The organism is Rhizobium sp. FKY42 (assembly GCF_005222835.1).
Taxonomy (GTDB): domain Bacteria; phylum Pseudomonadota; class Alphaproteobacteria; order Rhizobiales; family Rhizobiaceae; genus Neorhizobium.
Genome location: NZ_STGA01000005.1, coordinates 20,931 through 38,479, shown reverse-complemented (window position 1 = coordinate 38,479; position 17,549 = coordinate 20,931). Strand labels below are relative to the sequence as shown.

Below are 17,549 nucleotides of genomic sequence, written 5' to 3'. Positions count from 1 at the left end.
AATTCAATCCTGATCTCTCACTTTGTTCGCAGTTCGGCAAGGGATCGTTCAATCGCATCAGTGGAAAGCGTGATGACTTTTGCTGTCTCCGTATAGACCAGCACGCAGGAAATTCTATGACCTGGATACAGCGGTTTGAGAATTTCACGGTAGATAGCGAGTTGGGCGCGATGGGCAAAAGCGACCTCTTCCTCACTTCGCGGCACGAATCGGTTCGTCTTGTAATCCAGAACGATCACCTCTCCGTCCGGCCCTATTGCCAAGCGGTCGATACGTCCCGAGACCGCATAGTCGCGCCCGTTCATGGAAAGAGTTCCCATGATGGAGACTTCTGCTTGAGCCTTTTCAGAAAACAAGGGTGCCAATGCTGGTTCGCGGAGAACAGCCAGCACCGAATGATGGAGAGATTGCCGCTCTTCTTTCGGCCAAAAGTAAGCGGCCCGTTCGAGATAGCGTAATGCCGCTTTATCCCAATCTTCGCGCGGAAGGTTGGGCAGCATCTGGAGCATGCGATGGGTCAGCAAACCTTTTTGCAATGCCAGATTGCTGGCCTCTTTCTCTCCAAATAGCGGCGAAACGAATGGAGCCTCGCCATCCTCATCCTCAATCATGATGCCCGCCCCGGATGGGCTCAATGGCCGGGGTAGCGGGCGATGTGGTGGTAGTGGCTTGAAAAGCTCGGAAGGCAGGGAGCTCGGACGTGCATCCTGTTCAGATTCCGATTTCATTTGTCCGGGCACGTCGAGAACAATTCCAGACTCGCGCCAGAGGTAACCGTTCCAATCTCCATCTGGACCTGAAAACGCTGTCTGTGTGCACCGTGTTTCGTCTTTGCTGAGCGCCTGCCTGACCATGGCCTGCCAGCTCTCATCGTTCTCATGCTTGCCTCGGTAGCCGCAGATCACCAGACGGTCAGCAGCTCGTGTCATGCCGACATAGAGCAGCCGTCGATACTCCTCTTCCGCAGCGTCCTTCAGGCGAGCATCATCCTGAACCGTCAGGGCGTTTGCCAGCGACTTGAGCGGAACCCAGGCGGGAATGTCCTTGCTGTTGAGTTTAAGGAAGCGGAAGCGAGGAACGTGCGAGGAGATAAAGGCTTTTGAACCGCTGTCCACCAGAAAGACGATTGGCGCTTCCAGTCCCTTGGAGGCATGCACCGTCATGATGCGCACTTCGTTGCGACCGCTATCCTGCTCGCGCTTGATTTCTGGAGCGTCCGCTTCGAGCGTTGAGATGAAGCTTTGCAGTCCGGGCAAGGACTTGTCCTCATGACTGAGCGCAAGGGACAGGAATTCGTCGAGAACATCGCCGGCTTCGCTGCCGAGCCGGGATAGGAACTGTTTGCGACCTCCATCAGCCCCGAGAATCCGAGCAAAGAAATCATGCGCCGTATGCTCGGTCGATAGAGCCCGATAGCGGGACAGCCGATCTCGCACGCCTGAAAGAGAGAGATCTGCGCTGTCCGCGAGGTCGTTCAGATGCTTCCACACGCTCTCTGTCTCGCTACGCAGGGCAGCAAGCTCGAAGATCTGGTCTTCCGTCAGGTTGAAGATCGGGCTTTTGAGTGCGGCAGTCAAAGAGAGATCGTCATGCGGCTGCAAGACAAAGCGGGCAAGCGCGATCAGATCCTGTACGGCGATATGACTGGTGAGGCGCAGACGATCGGCACCAGCCACTGGGATGCTCCCCCGCCGCTTGAGCGCACGCGTCAGCGCATTGACGAAAGCGTCTCTCTTTCGAACCAGCACCAGGATGTCACCCGGTTCGATCAGCCGTGTCTTGCCCTCCTCAATGATCGTTTGTCGGCCAACCATCTCACCGATGTGATGCGCGATGCGTGCTGCAAGAATAGCAGCGGGTGCCTGATCGGGTGTCGAATCGAACGGTGCCGTCCAGTCTTCCTCAAGGTCGCTCTGTTCGGGAATGACCGTTTCCCATAGGTCGACAGATCCGGCATGCCCGATGCGGTTCGACCTATGGATGACCGGTTCGCCCTCGGCGCTCAGGCCTTTGGCATGAACGGGAATTGAAAACACCTGATCGACAGCGCTCAGGACATCGGCCGTGGAGCGGAAGGAGAGGGGCAAGCGGACGGAGTTGAATATTTGCCCACTGCGGATCACCCGCTTTTGCGTCTGCATTCGCTCCTCGGCGAAACGTTCCGGTCGCGCCCCTTGGAAGGAATAGATCGACTGCTTTTCATCGCCCACCGCGAAAATGGTACGCGTACCCGGTCTTGCGCTTTCGCCAGTAAAGAAATCCTCTGCCAGAGACTGGATAATGCTCCACTGAACAGGGCTCGTGTCCTGTGCCTCATCAACGAGAATGTGGTCAATTCCCTGGTCCAGCTTGTAATGAACCCAAGCGCCCACACCTTCGCGCGCCAGAAGCTGGGCCGCACGGGTAATCAGGTCTTCGAAATCCAGAAGGCTGCGCCGACGCTTCAATTCTTCGTAATCTTCATCGAGCCGCATCGCCAGCGTAAGTGCCGCAAGTGTTGCCCTTAGCATCCGGACTAGGCTCAGACGATCGCGCAGCGTCACCACATGATCACGCGCCTCGGCCATCCAGAGTTCCAGGCCAGGCGCCGCTGCTGTCATTTTCTTTGTGAAAAGCGATGTATCAGCCTTGGGTTTGCCCGCTTGCGTCAGGAATACTTGATCCAGAAGGCGGGCACGTTCCGCAGAATCCCTCACCTCAGCCACTTGCTGAAGGAGATAGGCCGCTTCGGACGATTTCGCCCCGCCCTTATCGGATTGCGCCAGTTCCAGATAGGTCGTCAGCCGTCCATCCGCCAAGCTGGGAATGGGCCAATAATCAGCGAGAATGCTGTCTTCCGTCTCAGAGGCGTCGAGACCGAAACCGGCTCTCAAGGCTCGTTCAATACCTCCAGCCTTTTCGGCCTCAGCCAGAAACTGGCGCAATGCGCCACGGTTCGCGACAATATCGGAGAGAAGAGTTTCCAGCCCGCTTTCATCGCCAAGATCAAGCACATGCGTAAAGGCATTGGCCAGGTTGCTTCCTGCTTCCAAGGACGTCGCCGTCAAAAGGGATCGTTTGGCTTCTGCCAGCAAAGCCTGAGCGGACGCGTCGTCCAGCACTGAGAAGTGGCCTGCGACATTGGCCTCCAAAGGAAACTGGTGAAGAAGCGCCTCGCAAAAGGCGTGAATAGTCTGGATTTTCAGGCCGCCTGGCGTTTCCAGCGCCTTGGCGAATAGCCGTCGCGCTTCAGCCAACTTGATCGCATCGGGGTATTCACCTTCGATCGCCTCGATACGCTGCGCCAGATCATTGTCCGTCAGCACCGCCCACTCGCCCAGACGCTGGAAGACGCGGTTGGACATTTCGGATGCAGCCGCCTTGGTATAGGTCAGGCACAGAATGGCGGACGGGCGGCAACCGGACAAAAGCAGACGAATGACCCGCTGCGTCAGCACATGCGTCTTGCCGGAACCGGCATTGGCGGACACCCAGGCAGAACTCGTGGGCGATGAGGCAAGCGCCTGCTGACGGGCAGTCCAGCTCAGCCATGTCTGCGGATCTGTATCGAGGCTGAGAAGATCGGTCTCACTCATCCCCATCAGCCTCCTCTGCATCGGCGGTAGACCACTCGGCAACGCGCGCCAGATGATCGTACTCTCCTCCAAAATCGCCCTGCTGGAAGGGAATGAGCCGTGATGCGAACCCGACATCGCCATCGCGCAAACGAGTTACAAAGGCAGCCAATTGAGTAATCGAGTCGCTGGCAAGTTCGAAGGCTGATTTCGGCTTGGTCCGGGCCGTTTCCTTCGCGCCCTCATTATTGACTTTGTCGCACGTGAAACGTTCGCCGGGTCGAAGACGCACATAGAGAAGATCGTCAGGCAAGACTTGTCCCAAGCCCCTGAAAGCACCGGCCTGTAAAGCCGCGGCCTCCAAAGGTAATTGCGGGTCAAGCAGCGCCCGTGCCTGCGAAACAGTTGGGCTCAGACCCGTCTTGTAATCGATGATGTCGGCGTGACCATTGCCCTTGATATCGATACGGTCGGCTATCCCCGTCAGGCGAATTCCAGCCTCTGGTATCTCGTAGCCCGCTGCAAGCTCCGTATAGGTCCGCCTGACATCGGGTGCTCGCCGGTCGTGCCAGCGAATGAAGGCGCGGGCAACCTCGCGGAATCGAGGCCGCCAGACCTGATCGATATACAGTGGTAACCGGGCAGTGGCGAACTCTTCGCTGATCAGATTGTCCATCACGAGTGCTGCTTCGTGACTTGCCGGTGCTGCCTTGACAAACCGTTCAATGATCCGGTGATACAGTGTTCCGCGCTCGGCGGCACCGGGCTCCTGGTTAAAGCCATCGAGTGGATCCAACCGCAGTATGCGCCTGGCATAGATTGAATACGGATCTCTGCGCAGCCGCCCCACTTCGCTGAAGGAATACTTCGTCGGCTGTAGTTCAGCCGGTGGCTTGGGAGCAGGACGCCGCCCTAACGACTGACCTTCCCCGGCTGGTGTGTCGTCTATCATCTGCGCCCAACAGCGATAGTCTTCCCCTCGGGAGAGCATTTGTGCCTTGAGCGACTTGCCTCCAAGAGCCAGCAAACGTTGCAACCAGCGAGAGGCCACGGTTGGCGCCCCGCCCTGCCTCAGCGATCGGGTATAGATCAGATCCCGCGTGCCGTTGGCCATAATGAAGTCATGCGCCAATTGCCCCGTTCTGCGCTCGGGTGGCTCCAGACCGATATCAGACTTCATACTGCGGGACAAAAACGGATTATTGGTGGATTGGCTAGGCCACGATCCCTCATTCATGCCGCCGATCACGACTGTATCGGCTCGCTGCAGGCGTGATTCCATGGTGCCGTAGATGAACACCCGCGGATGGGCGAGCGAGCGAGGCTTGACTGCCTGACTTGCCATCAGCGCTGCCAGGATATCGATCCACTGTTGTCCGTCAGCTTCAATCTGACCATCGGTCGTCATGATGTCGGACAGCAATGAGGCGAGCCGCTCCCCGGCTTCACCCAGCCAGAGCATGCTCAGGTCGCCGGTTTCGGACATCGCCGCTGCTTCAAGCGCCCTGCCGGTGCGTTCTGCCCAATCGGACAGCGTCAACCGATCCGTAAATCGCCTGCCGTCCATTCGGGGTGGTTGTACTGCGCTGGCAAGCGGATCGACGGCTTTCTGGATTTTGTCCGAGAGACTTCTGGCGAGGTCTGTGGCGTCTTCGCTGAGCGAGAGCCGCCACTGCTTTGGATGTCGTCCCGCTTCATGTGAACTGATCCCGGCGTCGACAAGCGTGGCAAGAGCAGTGATGTCCGGTTTTTCCAGTCCTCCGCGCAGGGCAAAGAGTTCAACCGCATCTCCAGCCGTGTTTCTAGCCGCATCCGGCATGCCGAACCGGGCCAGCGGATGCTTTAGAAGCGACGTGATCGCAACGGGATCTCCCGGCAAAAGAACGGCCTGCAAAAGCACCGTTAGAAACGTACCCTGAGATGTGGCGGAAAGAGGCGTACCGGCTGTGTCGTCGGCGGTAATGCCGAAGCGCTGCAGTTCCGCCGTGACTCGACGTGCCAACGCTCTGTCAGGTGTAATCAGGGCCACCTGCGACTGGCCATCCAGTCCCGGCTTCTCAAGTGCAAGGCGCAATGCGATTGCAATGGCGGCAGCCTCTTCCCGCTCGTTTGCCGCTTCGATGAGCGCTACGCGAGAGAAGGCCTCTTCCACCATTTCTGGCGCTGCCTCCTTGCGCCAGCGGTTCCAGCTGTCTGTTGCATCGGCTGGGGCAAGAGCTTGCGAGAGTAACAGGTTGCGACATTCAAGATCGCCGGGTGCCTTGCCCAGTTCGATGACATCGGAGCGGTCCAGCTCCAGCTTGCGCAAGAGCCGGTGAAATCCGTATTGAGGATGGCTCCTGCTTGCCGGGTCCGGCCTTCCCGCAAGGTCGCCCAGCCCCAGCATCGCCCATTGATCATCCGGCATGGATCGGTCCAGGCCTGGTAGAACGACGGCACCGTTTCGAAGTCCGGCAATCGCCGCTATGAGATTGGCGGCGGCCGGAACGGAGCCCGTCGACCCCGCGACGATGACCGGTCCATCATGCTGGCGTATGGCGATGCGTCTTGCTTCCGCGTTGATGACCGCAGCCTGATGGCGGGCAGGGGAGGAGCGCTTCAACTCCTCCAATCTCGCGGGCCAGAACTGGCTGGCGATCTTCAGAAATTCGGCGGAAAGTTGCCACCACAGCGAATGCTCGGTTGTCCGCAATCTGTCGAGATCGCTCCAATCTCTGTCTTCTGTCTCCATCGCATCGATGAGTTCGACCAGCGAGCGTGCCAGCCAAATAGCATCCGCAGGACTTGCCGGTGCCACAAGCGGAGAGGTTTGGTGAACATCCATCACCGCCTGTGGAAGTGCATTGCGCCATGCCAGAATCAACCGGCCCAGTTCCAGCAGTCTTTGTGTGCCACTGATCGGCATGGCGAGATCCATCTCTTCCGGTGCCGTTAGATCGAATAGACCGCTATCGTCATCGGTTTCACCTAAGGGGCGAATGACTGGCAAAATAGCCGATTGACCGCCGAGGTAATCCACGAACTCGGAACGAAGAACACGCGCCGCGCGTCGGGTTGGCACGTAAAGGGTGACCTTGGCGAGCGCAAGCGGATCGCTTGTCTCGTAGCGGAAGCTGTCTAGCACGCGCCCCTCACAGAGCGCTGATGCTACCGTTCTCAGGAATGGCGCCGCCGGAGGAACGGTTAGGACCCGTTTTCTATGCCGCGCTTCCATGGGTCAACCTACTTCGGACGCGATCGGCTGCCTTGTCCCGAGAAACCGTTCCGCAGCCTCCAGCCCGTCGGGAGAGCCAACCGTGATCCAGCTTCCTTTAAGCATCGTGCCGAAAAGCCGACCGTTGCGAATGGCTTTGTCGAAATAGATGTTCAGGTTGAATGGTTCATCTGGCGCGTCGGCAAAGAAGGCCGTATCAACGACGAAAGCGCCGGCATAGACGACCGGCGTTGGATCGCCTTCGGAATACCGCGTGAGCCGTGCCTCGGCATCCAGATTGAAGTCCTTCTTTCCATCGTGGCCGATAGCTTGCTCCAGGGTCACGCACAGCATGGCCATATCCATGCGTTCGGGATCGAAGAACCGGATCAGCTCGCGCAGATTGGAGAGTTTGTTTTCTGGCTCACCAACCCAGAAGAGGTCGGCATTCATAACGACCACAGGACCGTCCGGTAACAGCTTCAGCCCTTTGACGAGGCCGCCGCCATTGTTCATCAACCGGTCCCGCTCGTCCGAGATCAGAATTTCCATGTCCATGCGCTTCGCCAGATGCGCCAGCATCTGATCCGCATGATGATGCACGTTGATCGAAACCTTGGTCACACCCGCTTCCGCCAGACTGTCCAGCACATAGTCGATCATGGGGCGACCGCCCACGGGCACAAGCGGTTTGGGCATTCTGTCGGTAATCGGGCGAAGGCGAGTGCCAAGCCCGGCGGCCAGTACCATCGCGTTCTGGATAGTCATAAGGATCAGGTCCGTGATTCGCTGACGTCGATCCCTGCTTGTGCCATCCATTGCCTGAGCGGCGCAAGAACGGGATGTTTGAGAACCGCAGCGAGATAGCGAAGCGTTCTAGGCATATGCTTCAGATATCCCGGTTTCCCGTCACGCTCCTTCAAGCGAACCCATATGCCTGCCAGCTTGCAATTCCGCTGCGCGGACATGATGGCGAAGGCCTTGAGGAAACTGGTCTCGTTGAAATTTCCCTGCGTATGGCGAAGTCGGAGATAGTGTGCCAGAAGGGCATCGCCCAACGTTGAAGGAATATCCACGCGCGCGTCCTGTACGAGAGACGCCACATCATAGGCGGTTGGTCCGATCATCGCGTCCTGAAAATCGATGAGGCCGACCCGGCGCAATTCTTCCTCGTGCGCCTGCCAGATAAAATTGGGCGAGTGATAGTCTCTCAGCAGAAGATGCCGCTCGCAATCACCAAGCTCTGCGATCAATCCGTCCCAGACACGAGAATAGCTTTCCCGTTGGATATCGGTGGCCTGTACGCCACCATTCTTCCAGGGCAGATACCAATCGATCAACAAACGCGTCTCGATCTTCATTGCAACAGGATCGAATGGCGGAACCTGATGTTGGTGCTGCGGGTCGACGGCAATAATCGTTGGCACCGCCTGATGATGCAGATGGGCCAGACAGTCGACGGACGCCATATAGCGTTCAGTGATTGGCTTTCCGCCATCGTCCAGAACGCCGCTTTGGCCAAGATCTTCCAGAAGAAGCAGACCGCTATCGAAATCGCTGGCCACGATATCCGGCGCGCGCAATCCTATGTTGCGCAGATACTGCGCAATCGCGACAAAGGGTAGAACCTCTTCCGCCAGATGCGCGACTTTCGGATAGGGCTTGCCATCCAGCACGGGAGGGCCATCCGGTCTGCGTGGCCAGTCCATGAGGATGTATCGCCTGCCATCCTGGCAAAGGAGCGTTTCATAAGCGCGTAAAGAGGCATCACCTGTCAGATACCGCCGTTGTCCGTCGGCATAGCCGTGCGTTGTCAGAAACTGCCGGATAAACAGGGCGCGGCTGATCCGCGCTATGGCAGGGTCGGAGCCGGTGATCTGGACACGTCGTCCTGCGTCTTCATGCATCAGAATGAGGCGAATGCGATCCTTCGGCAGCTCCGCATCGGCCATTTCCGGCCATTCGACGAGACAGATGCCATCAGAGAGCGCCTCGTCGAACCCCAGTTCGTCGAGTTCGGATCCGTCTGCAAGACGATAGAGATCGAAATGAGCGATGGGGATGCGCAGGTCATAGCTCTGGACCAGAGTAAATGTCGGGCTGGGGACCTCAAGCTCGGAATCTTCCGCCATGGCACGGATAAAGGCTCTAGCCAGCGTCGATTTACCGGCTCCGAGGTCGCCTGACAGGCACAGGCAGTCACCGGGCTTGAGCGCCAGCGCCAAATCTTCTCCGAGCCGGATCGTTTCCGCCTCGCTTTGCAAAAGCAGAGAGATCACGGATGCGCTGCTCATTCGGCCGCGACGGAACGAGCATAGACGGCGCTCGGAATACGGCAGGTGACGGTGGTGCCGACGCCCGGCTTGCTGTCGATCTTCACATCGCCTTTGTGCAGATGCACAAAGCTCTCGACGATGGAGAGGCCAAGGCCTGCGCCGCTGCGCTTGCCGCCCTTGCCGCTGGAGAAGCGATTAAACACCGTCGGCAGAACCTCTTCCGGGATACCTGGCCCGTTATCGGCCACAGAGAAATAGACGTTCAGGCCTTCGCGCCAGCTGCTCAACGTGATGGTTGACCCTTCCGGTGCAAAATTTGCAGCATTGGTAATCAGCTTGATCAGGATCTGCTTAAGGCGCTGTTGATCTGCCACGATGCTGCCCATGCCGCGAGGCGCGACAATCTCGAGCATCACACTGTTCTCGTTAAGCCGGTCGGCGATCTGCATGGCGACATCGTCCAGCAGGTCATCAAGCACAACGTCGCTGTAGCTCAGCTCCATGATTCCGGCATCGACGGTGGCAAGATCGAGAATATCGTTGACGATGGTGAGAAGCACTGACGAAGAGGTGGAAATGTGATCCACATATTCCGACTGGCGTTCGTTCAAAGGCCCGATTCCTGGCGTTTTCAAGAGATCGGTGAAGCCGATGATGTTCGTCAGTGGCGAGCGTAGCTCATAGGAAACGTGCTGAACGAAATCGTTCTTCAGTTCATCCGCCTTGCGGAGTGCCTCGTTCTTTTCTTTCAGTGCCCGCTCGGCCCGCGCACTGTCCGTCATGTTGACGAAGGTCAGCATGGTTTGTGCATTGGGAAGCGGGATGACGGCATAGTCGAGAACGATGCCGGAAGTCAGTTCGAATGTACCTTGTAGCGACGGACGCTCATCGTCAAAATTCGTCAGCATCTGGCCGAAGAGCCGCCAGCCGTCAGGCTTTTCGTATTCCACAGCGCAGGCAGCTTCTATTGCCTTGATATGCGTGCCGGGCTTTGTCTGTTCTTCCGTGATACCCCAGAGTGCGCGGAATGCCGGGTTTGACAGGCGAATGCGACCATCCGGACCGAACACAGCGACGCCCTCGGCGAGATGATCGATTGTCTCGCCCTGCACTTTGACCAGCGTATTGTAGCGGGTCTCAAGATCCACCTGCTCGGTCAAATTCTCGAAGACCCAGGTCACGCCGCCCTGCGGATGTGCGGTCGCAATGACCTGGAGCGTCTGGCCGTTTGGCAGATGCCATCTGTTCGTCTGCGTATCGAGCGCACGATAGACAGAGAGAACCTGCTCCTTCCAGTTCCGCCAGTTCAACTGCTCCGGAAGTTTGTTGCGGCTGCGCAGCTTGTCGAGCAGTTCGTTATGGTCTGGATGGCTTTCAAGGAAGCCAAGTTCGAGATCCCACAGGCGGACGAAAGCCTGATTATAGAATTGCAGGCGCTGCTCCCGATCGAAAATGGCGACGGGCGTGGCCAGATGATCGAGCGTTTCCGCGTGGCTTGTCAGGGTGCGGGCCAGTTCCGCACGGATGGCTTCGGCTTCCGTCACATCGATTGCCATGCCGGCAGAACCGGCAGACGCAACGACGTCCACGACTTCGAACAGTGTCCGGTTACCGCGAACGACGGTCGAAATGCGATCATGATACGGCGAGGTTGGTGTTGCGACTGCCCGAATCTGTTCGCGCGCGATCGTACCGAGAAACTCGCGGCTTTCACGCACGGCCTGCGCCGGACTGGAAGCCTCTACAGCATCGCCATAGGCATGGTTTACCCATGCAAGTTTGCCTTCGGCATCGCGGTGCCAGACCGGCTGCTCCAGAGCATCCAGAAGCGACTGGAAGAGGTTCATGGAAGACACGAGCCGTTCCCGCTCGATCTTGAGTTCCGCAAGCTCCGCCCTGAGATTGTTCAGAGCGATGAAGCGCACGAATGCCTTGCCCCCGGAAACACGCCCCTGAACTTCCAGAATCTCGTCACGTTGCGTTTCGACCACCAGATCGAATGTGCGGCCATCGGAACGCAAGGTCTCGATGCCCCGTTCGAGCTCGACTGCGGAGTGGGCGCGGATCCACTTGCCAAATGCCAGAAATTCACGGTCATCTGCCGGCGCGCCCGTTTCCGTTGGAAGTTGGCCAAGAATTTCCGGCCGCGAAGGACCCGCCTCCCAGATGACGATGCGGCGGTTCTTGTCGGCGATCAGGGCTTCATATTTCGAAATACGCTGTTGTGCGTCGGAAAGCGCACCGCGTATCTCCTGGCTTTCCGCTTCCAGATTGCCTTTCTGACGCATCAGCCAGATGGTTGAAAGCAGTGCCGCCGCGATGGCGCCAATGGCAAGTGACGAGAAGATAACCTCCGAGGACGAGAACAGACGACCTGTGGGAAGAATGCGTTCCTGCGCGAGCGCTGCCCCAGCGAAGCCGGAAAGCGCTGTGCTCGCCAGGCCAAGCCGGAATCCGTTGTAGAAGCGGCGCATGCCAGATGCTCCTGATTTCTGCCACTGTCCAGCCATGCGCTTCCATTCACCTCGAGACGTTCGCGTAACGTCATCGTTTGCGCCAACAGCCTTGCGTGAGGCTAAATTCCTCGTCTTCATTCAGGTCTGTCTCCGTCCATGTGCCGCATCGTCGACAAGACATCCCGGCCCGCGTGAGACTTGTGGTCCCCACGAATCAAGTCTTGAAACAATATCTGCTTCGGAAATTGGGGCAAAGGGCGACAGGCAAAAAAGAAGCCGCGGAATGTCAATTCCGCGGCTTCAGGATCCTGTGGATATATGATGCGAGATCAGTACCTGTAGTGCTCAGCCTTGAAGGGGCCTTGCTTCGACACGCCAATATAGGCGGCCTGCTCTTCGGAAAGCTCGGTCAGTTTCACGCCAAGCTTAGCCAGGTGTAACCGGGCAACCTTTTCGTCCAGATGCTTCGGCAGGATATAGACGCCTGGCCTGTACTCATCGGTCTTCGTGAACAGTTCGATTTGACCCAGAACCTGGTTGGTGAACGAGGCAGACATGACGAAAGACGGATGGCCGGTCGCATTGCCAAGGTTCAGTAGACGCCCTTCCGAAAGCAGGATCATGCGGTTGCCCTTCGGGAACTCGATCATGTCAACCTGTGGCTTGATGTTGGTCCACTTGAGGTTCCGAAGCGATGCGACCTGAATCTCGTTATCGAAGTGTCCAATATTACCGACGATGGCCATATCCTTCATTTCGCGCATATGCTCGATGCGGATGACGTCCTTGTTGCCGGTCGTGGTGATGAAGATGTCGGCGGAGGAGACGACATCTTCCAGCTGAACCACTTCAAAGCCATCCATAGCAGCCTGCAGCGCGCAGATTGGATCCACTTCCGTGACCTTGACGCGAGCACCAGCGCCGACCAGCGAAGCCGCAGAGCCCTTGCCCACGTCGCCGTAGCCGCAGACAACGGCGACCTTGCCAGCCATCATCACGTCGGTCGCACGGCGGATGCCATCCACCAGAGATTCCTTGCAGCCGTACTTGTTGTCGAATTTCGATTTGGTGACCGAATCGTTGACGTTGATGGCCGGGAAGGGCAGGAGGCCCTTTTTGGCAAGTTCATACAGACGATGAACGCCTGTCGTCGTTTCTTCCGTCACGCCCCTGATTGCTTCGCGCTGCTTCGTGAACCAGCCGGGAGATGCCTTGAGACGCTTCTTGATTTGAGCGAACAGGATCTCTTCTTCTTCCGAACCCGGATTGGAAAGAACATTCTCGCCAGCTTCGGCACGAGCACCCAACAGGATGTACATGGTGGCATCGCCGCCATCGTCCAGGATCATGTTGGAGACACCGCCATCGGTCCACTGGAAGATCTTGTCGGTATATTCCCAGTATTCGGTCAGGGTTTCGCCCTTGACGGCGAAGACCGGGATGCCGGCAGCTGCGATCGCAGCTGCAGCGTGATCCTGGGTCGAAAAGATGTTGCAGGAGGCCCAGCGGACATCTGCTCCGAGAACTTTCAGTGTTTCGATCAGGACAGCTGTCTGGATCGTCATGTGCAGCGATCCAGAAATCCGCGCGCCCTTGAGGGGCTTCGTTTCACCAAACTCAGCGCGGCAGGCCATCAGGCCCGGCATTTCGGTCTCGGCAATGTTCAGTTCCTTGCGGCCGAAATCGGCAAGCGCAATGTCAGCGACGATATAGTCTTTTTCAGTGCTCATTGTGGGTCTCCAGCTCTGCTTTCGGTCTGCCCCAAATCGGCGACCAGCAAGGGGTTGGGCCGACCTTCGCAAGTCGACAGTGCTGCCTGCCATGTAGCAGGGTTCCACAAAACTAGCAATAAGGATATAAAGAAGTCTTTATATGATTACATCTCTTCGCCGAAACGATCCTCGACCAGACGGGCAAGAGCCTCGATGGCAGCCTCGGCCTGAACGCCGCTGGCGCTGACTGCGATCGTACAGCCGGGGCTTGCAGCCAGCATCATCAATCCCATGATCGAGGTGCCACCGACTGTCATGCCATCTTTCGAAACTTCGATGTTGGCATCGAAACCTTCAACCATCTGAACAAACTTGGCGGAAGCGCGCGCATGCAGACCACGCTTGTTGATGATGAGCAATTCTCGCGTAATGGACGACATGGAGCCTTTCACTTGCCGCTCAGGACACGGCTTGCCACGTTGATGTATTTGCGGCCGGCATCGGAAGCCTCGACTAGAGCCTTCTGCATGTCGTTGTCGCCACGAACGCCTGCGAGCTTGATCAGCATCGGCAAGTTCATGCCCGCAATGACTTCGGTCTTGCCACTGCTCATAACGGAGATGGACAGATTGGAAGGAGTGCCGCCGAACATATCCGTAAGGATGATGACGCCGGAACCTGAATCGACCTTCTCAACGGCGTCCATGATATCCTGACGCCTTCTGTCCATATCGTCTTCCGGACCGATACAAACGGTCTCAATGTTTTTCTGAGGACCGACGACATGCTCCAGAGCATGTCGGAATTCCTCGGCCAGCTTGCCATGGGTGACAAGCACAAGTCCGATCATGTTGAGTTCTTCCCCCACTACACAATATCGTCCATGGTTCAATTTTTGCACTGCAACAAACCCAGGGCGGTGGGAAGCCATCTTGTCCATGTCACAACGAAGTGCAAGCTAAAAATCAAGCAAGGAGAGCTCGCGGAACGGACTTTCCTGACAAAATTCCGGTCGAACTGCTGCCAAAACGATCAGCGGAGCCGGATGATCATGCCGCAGGCGCATCACCGGCAAGGATCCACAGACACCAAGATCAAGCACTTCGTCTTCCGGCGGCAGACGCTCCTCGACGTGGTCTGCTAGAACTTGAATGGCAAGGTGCAACGGCGCGCGCTCTATGCTTCGCAGGCGACCGATACCGGTGCCGCGAACCTCGATCAGCCCCGTGATCGAGGGTGGACAAATGGCATGGATCTCATCGGCATGCCGCTCGATAAAGACCTGATCATCGCTGATGAAAGCCGCGTAAGCTTTCAAGCTCGCCGCATGCTGCAGAAGCGAAAGGGCAAGACTTGTCTTTCCGCTTCCGGAGGGGCCGGTCAGAAGCAGACCGCGCGTTCCGATCACGATTGCCGTTGCATGCAGGTTGAACGAATCCCCTGCTGTCACGAGGTCTCTCCCATTGGCAGCGACAGCGTGAAGCGGGCTCCGGTGACGGTCGTGCCTTCCATCAGATTCTCAGCCTTCAACGTACCGCCATGGGCCTCAGCGATCTGGCGACTGATGGACAGACCGAGACCCGAGTTCTGGCCAAAACTTTCGCCTTCGGGTCGGTCCGTATAGAACCGTTCGAAGATTCGATCGATATCTTCTGCCCGGATGCCTGGACCATTGTCATCCACCTGAACGATGCATCGGCTACGGCTCTTGAAGAGTTTAACGGTAATCCGTCCATCCTTGTCCGGCACAAAGGAACGCGCATTTTCGATCAGGTTGGTAATGATCTGTCCGAGGCGAAGATCGTGACCGTGGACGCGATAGACACTCTTGGCGCCCGGCTTGTGGTCGACGATGAGTTCAATGTCGACCGGCTTGCGTCCGCTACGGATCTGGCGAGAGATCTCGACGAGGTTACCAGCGAGCGCCTCCATATCCACCGGTGCCGCATCCGAGCGAGCCAGTTCCGCATCAAGACGCGAAGCATCGGAGATATCGGTAATCAACCGGTCCAGGCGGCGTACGTCATGAAAGATGATATTGGTCAGGCGTTGTTTGGATTCTTCCGTCTTCGCCAGGGGCAGCGTTTCGACGGCACTTCGGAGCGAGGTGAGAGGGTTCTTCAGCTCGTGGCTGACATCGGCAGCGAAGCTTTCGATAGCGTCAATGCGGTCGTAAAGCGCATTTGTCATGTCGCGAAGCGCTATCGAGAGATTGCCGATTTCGTCCTGACGCGCGGAAAAATCCGGAATTTCCTCACGCTGCTTCACCCCACGGCGAACGCGAATGGCCGCTGCCGCCAGGCGACGAAGCGGATTTGCGATCGTGGACGAGAGAAGGAGGGACAAGAGGATGTTGACGAGCGTTGCGACCCCGAAGACGCGCATGATAGCGAGACGTTCCGCATGCACGATATTGTCGATATCACCCGCCTGTGTCGAAAGCAGCAGGACGCCGAGAACAGCCCTGAAGCGCTGGACGGGAACGGCGACAGAGACGATGAGTTCGCCCTTGTCAGTGACGCGTACCACGGCCCCCCGCACGCCCGTCAACGCATTCATCACTTCCGGATAGATTGAACCATCACCGCCTGGAGCTTCCCGATAGGCTGGCAGATTACCCGGTTGAAGTAACCGATTGAACTGGCTGGTCAGCCATTCCGGCCAGGTCTGGGATTCCCCTTCGACGGGCGGAAGTTCATACCGAAGCACTTGGCCGCGCGAGTAGAGGTGACGTGAATCGAGCAGCAGGTTCGCATCAGCGTCAAAAAGACGGGCGCGGGTTCTGGTGGGTGAGATGAGGCGGCGCAGCACCGGTGCGACCCGCTCTGGGTCGATCGGAAATTCTAGATCCTCATCGTTCGGGACCGGTGTAATGCTTTGCCCAGCCTGCAACTCCAGAAGCTTTTCCGGATCGATGGTGATCGAATTCGTATCGACGGAAGCCGAGGCTGAAATGGCACCGGCAATGATTTCGCCCTGGGTCAGAAGGCTCTCGACGCGCGCATCGATCAGCCCCTCGCGGAACTGGTTCAGGTAAAGGATGCCGGCAACCAGCACCACGGTCGCCGCGATGTTAAAGAACAGGATACGACGTGTAAGGCTTGAAAAGACGGCGTTGCCGAAAATGCGCCGGATCAGCGTAAATGGATGCGTCCATACCCGCCGCGCCGGGCGCGGCGTATCGCGCTCGGCCTCATCGGGCTCGCGGGTGTGAAATGTCTGTTCGGCCAAGGCCAGGTCCTTTCCAGAGGCCATCGGACGCAACTGTACCCGCGGGCAGTCATCACGTCGATTCGTGCCTTATAACCGCTCCGCATCCGTTATGGCAGGGGCATCGGCCTGGATGCGCCGGTCAGGCAGCTTCACGGAAGCGGTAGCCGACGCCGTAGAGCGTTTCGATCATGTCGAAATCCGTATCGACCATTTTGAACTTCTTGCGAAGCCGCTTGATGTGACTGTCGATCGTGCGGTCATCCACATAGACTTGCTCATCATAGGCCGCATCCATCAAAGCGTCGCGGCTCTTGACCACACCTGGTCTCTGGGCCAGCGAATGCAGGATCAGGAATTCGGTGACGGTCAATGTCACGGGTTCACCCTTCCATGTGCAGGTATGGCGCTCCTGGTCCATTGCCAGCTGTCCACGTTCCAGCGTACGGGCTGCTTGATCTGCGGCCGATTTGGGTGTCGCTCCCGCGACAGAGGCTCCTTCGCGAGCACTGGCGCGGCGCAGGATTGCTTTGACACGCTCGACAAGAAGCCTCTGCGAAAATGGTTTGGTGATGAAGTCATCCGCTCCCATTTTCAGGCCGAACAATTCGTCTATCTCTTCGTCTTTCGATGTCAGAAAGATCACCGGAAGGTCGGATTTCTGCCTTAAGCGACGCAGAAGTTCCATTCCATCCATGCGGGGCATCTTGATATCGAATATGGCCAGCTGGGGCGGCCTTGCCAAAAGACCGTCGAGCGCAGACGCACCATCGGTGTAGGTTTCAACCCGGTATCCCTCGGCTTCCAGCGCGATTGACACTGAGGTCAGGATATTTCGGTCGTCATCTACCAGGGCAATCGTCTGCATTTTCTCTGTCTCCGCCATACTACACGCTTCTCCTGGATTGTGGCCCAGCCGAGCTTTTGCTCCGGTCAGCATGTGTTTGAGGATAAAGGTGGAACAAATTGTGGCAAAGATAAAGGGTCTCGTTCGGCTGCAATTTTAGCTAAGTTTGAAACCTGCTCCGATTATCCAAAAGTCATACGTATTCAAACCGATTTAAAAAACAAAAAAATTCTTTAAATCGATTAATTGTATGATTTTATTGATTTTTTCAAGATTCTACCCTTGCTCTTTTTAAAAAATC

11 protein-coding genes are annotated in these 17,549 nt (G+C 57.3%); all 11 read right to left on the bottom strand.

Features of this window, described 5'->3' with window-relative positions; translation table 11 throughout:
* Positions 1–17: 17 nt before the first annotated feature.
* Complete coding sequence (gene addA / locus E8M78_RS02860; RefSeq protein WP_137133629.1) at positions 18–3,575, bottom strand: double-strand break repair helicase AddA; 3,558 nt, start codon at positions 3,573–3,575, stop codon at positions 18–20.
* Positions 3,568–6,768, bottom strand: coding sequence for a double-strand break repair protein AddB (gene addB, locus E8M78_RS02855; protein WP_137133628.1), 3,201 nt, complete (start codon positions 6,766–6,768; stop codon positions 3,568–3,570). The genes addA and addB overlap by 8 nt, the downstream gene beginning before the upstream one ends.
* Positions 6,769–6,771: 3 nt before the next feature.
* A complete protein-coding gene (locus E8M78_RS02850) occupies positions 6,772–7,515 on the bottom strand; it encodes a nucleotidyltransferase family protein (protein ID WP_137133627.1) in 744 nt (247 codons plus the stop codon).
* A 5-nt stretch (positions 7,516–7,520) separates the two neighbouring features.
* A complete protein-coding gene (gene tsaE, locus E8M78_RS02845; RefSeq protein ID WP_137133626.1) occupies positions 7,521–9,041 on the bottom strand; it encodes a tRNA (adenosine(37)-N6)-threonylcarbamoyltransferase complex ATPase subunit type 1 TsaE in 1,521 nt (506 codons plus the stop codon).
* Positions 9,038–11,497, bottom strand: a complete 2,460-nt coding sequence (locus tag E8M78_RS02840; protein ID WP_246658204.1) for a PAS domain-containing sensor histidine kinase — start codon at positions 11,495–11,497, stop codon at positions 9,038–9,040. Before E8M78_RS02840 ends, tsaE begins: the two co-directional genes overlap by 4 nt.
* Positions 11,498–11,808: 311 nt before the next feature.
* Positions 11,809–13,209, bottom strand: coding sequence for an adenosylhomocysteinase (ahcY, locus tag E8M78_RS02835; protein ID WP_137133624.1), 1,401 nt, complete (start codon positions 13,207–13,209; stop codon positions 11,809–11,811).
* Between the two features lie 146 nt (positions 13,210–13,355).
* The gene (locus E8M78_RS02830) at positions 13,356–13,631 is read right to left on the bottom strand and encodes an HPr family phosphocarrier protein (protein WP_137133623.1); all 276 of its coding nucleotides are present in this window, start codon (positions 13,629–13,631) and stop codon (positions 13,356–13,358) included.
* 8 nt (positions 13,632–13,639) lie between these two features.
* A complete protein-coding gene (locus tag E8M78_RS02825; RefSeq protein WP_062557298.1) occupies positions 13,640–14,041 on the bottom strand; it encodes a PTS sugar transporter subunit IIA in 402 nt (133 codons plus the stop codon).
* 108 nt (positions 14,042–14,149) lie between these two features.
* Entirely contained in the window at positions 14,150–14,641 is a 492-nt protein-coding gene (locus E8M78_RS02820) for an HPr kinase/phosphorylase (protein WP_137133622.1), read from the bottom strand.
* Complete coding sequence (locus E8M78_RS02815) at positions 14,638–16,446, bottom strand: sensor histidine kinase (protein ID WP_137133621.1); 1,809 nt, start codon at positions 16,444–16,446, stop codon at positions 14,638–14,640. Before E8M78_RS02815 ends, E8M78_RS02820 begins: the two co-directional genes overlap by 4 nt.
* A gap of 97 nt (positions 16,447–16,543) precedes the next feature.
* On the bottom strand, positions 16,544–17,269 hold the full coding sequence (locus E8M78_RS02810) for a response regulator transcription factor (RefSeq protein ID WP_137133620.1): 726 nt from the start codon (positions 17,267–17,269) through the stop codon (positions 16,544–16,546).
* Positions 17,270–17,549 lie beyond the last annotated feature (280 nt).

Coding starts and splice junctions, on each gene's coding strand:
- addA (WP_137133629.1), bottom strand. CDS start 3,575: ATGAGTGAGACCGATCTTCTCAGCCTCGATACAGATCCGCAGACATGG.
- addB (WP_137133628.1), bottom strand. CDS start 6,768: ATGGAAGCGCGGCATAGAAAACGGGTCCTAACCGTTCCTCCGGCGGCG.
- E8M78_RS02850 (WP_137133627.1), bottom strand. CDS start 7,515: ATGACTATCCAGAACGCGATGGTACTGGCCGCCGGGCTTGGCACTCGC.
- tsaE (WP_137133626.1), bottom strand. CDS start 9,041: ATGAGCAGCGCATCCGTGATCTCTCTGCTTTTGCAAAGCGAGGCGGAA.
- E8M78_RS02840 (WP_246658204.1), bottom strand. CDS start 11,497: ATGCGCCGCTTCTACAACGGATTCCGGCTTGGCCTGGCGAGCACAGCG.
- ahcY (WP_137133624.1), bottom strand. CDS start 13,209: ATGAGCACTGAAAAAGACTATATCGTCGCTGACATTGCGCTTGCCGAT.
- E8M78_RS02830 (WP_137133623.1), bottom strand. CDS start 13,631: ATGTCGTCCATTACGCGAGAATTGCTCATCATCAACAAGCGTGGTCTG.
- E8M78_RS02825 (WP_062557298.1), bottom strand. CDS start 14,041: ATGATCGGACTTGTGCTTGTCACCCATGGCAAGCTGGCCGAGGAATTC.
- E8M78_RS02815 (WP_137133621.1), bottom strand. CDS start 16,446: ATGGCCTCTGGAAAGGACCTGGCCTTGGCCGAACAGACATTTCACACC.
- E8M78_RS02810 (WP_137133620.1), bottom strand. CDS start 17,269: ATGCAGACGATTGCCCTGGTAGATGACGACCGAAATATCCTGACCTCA.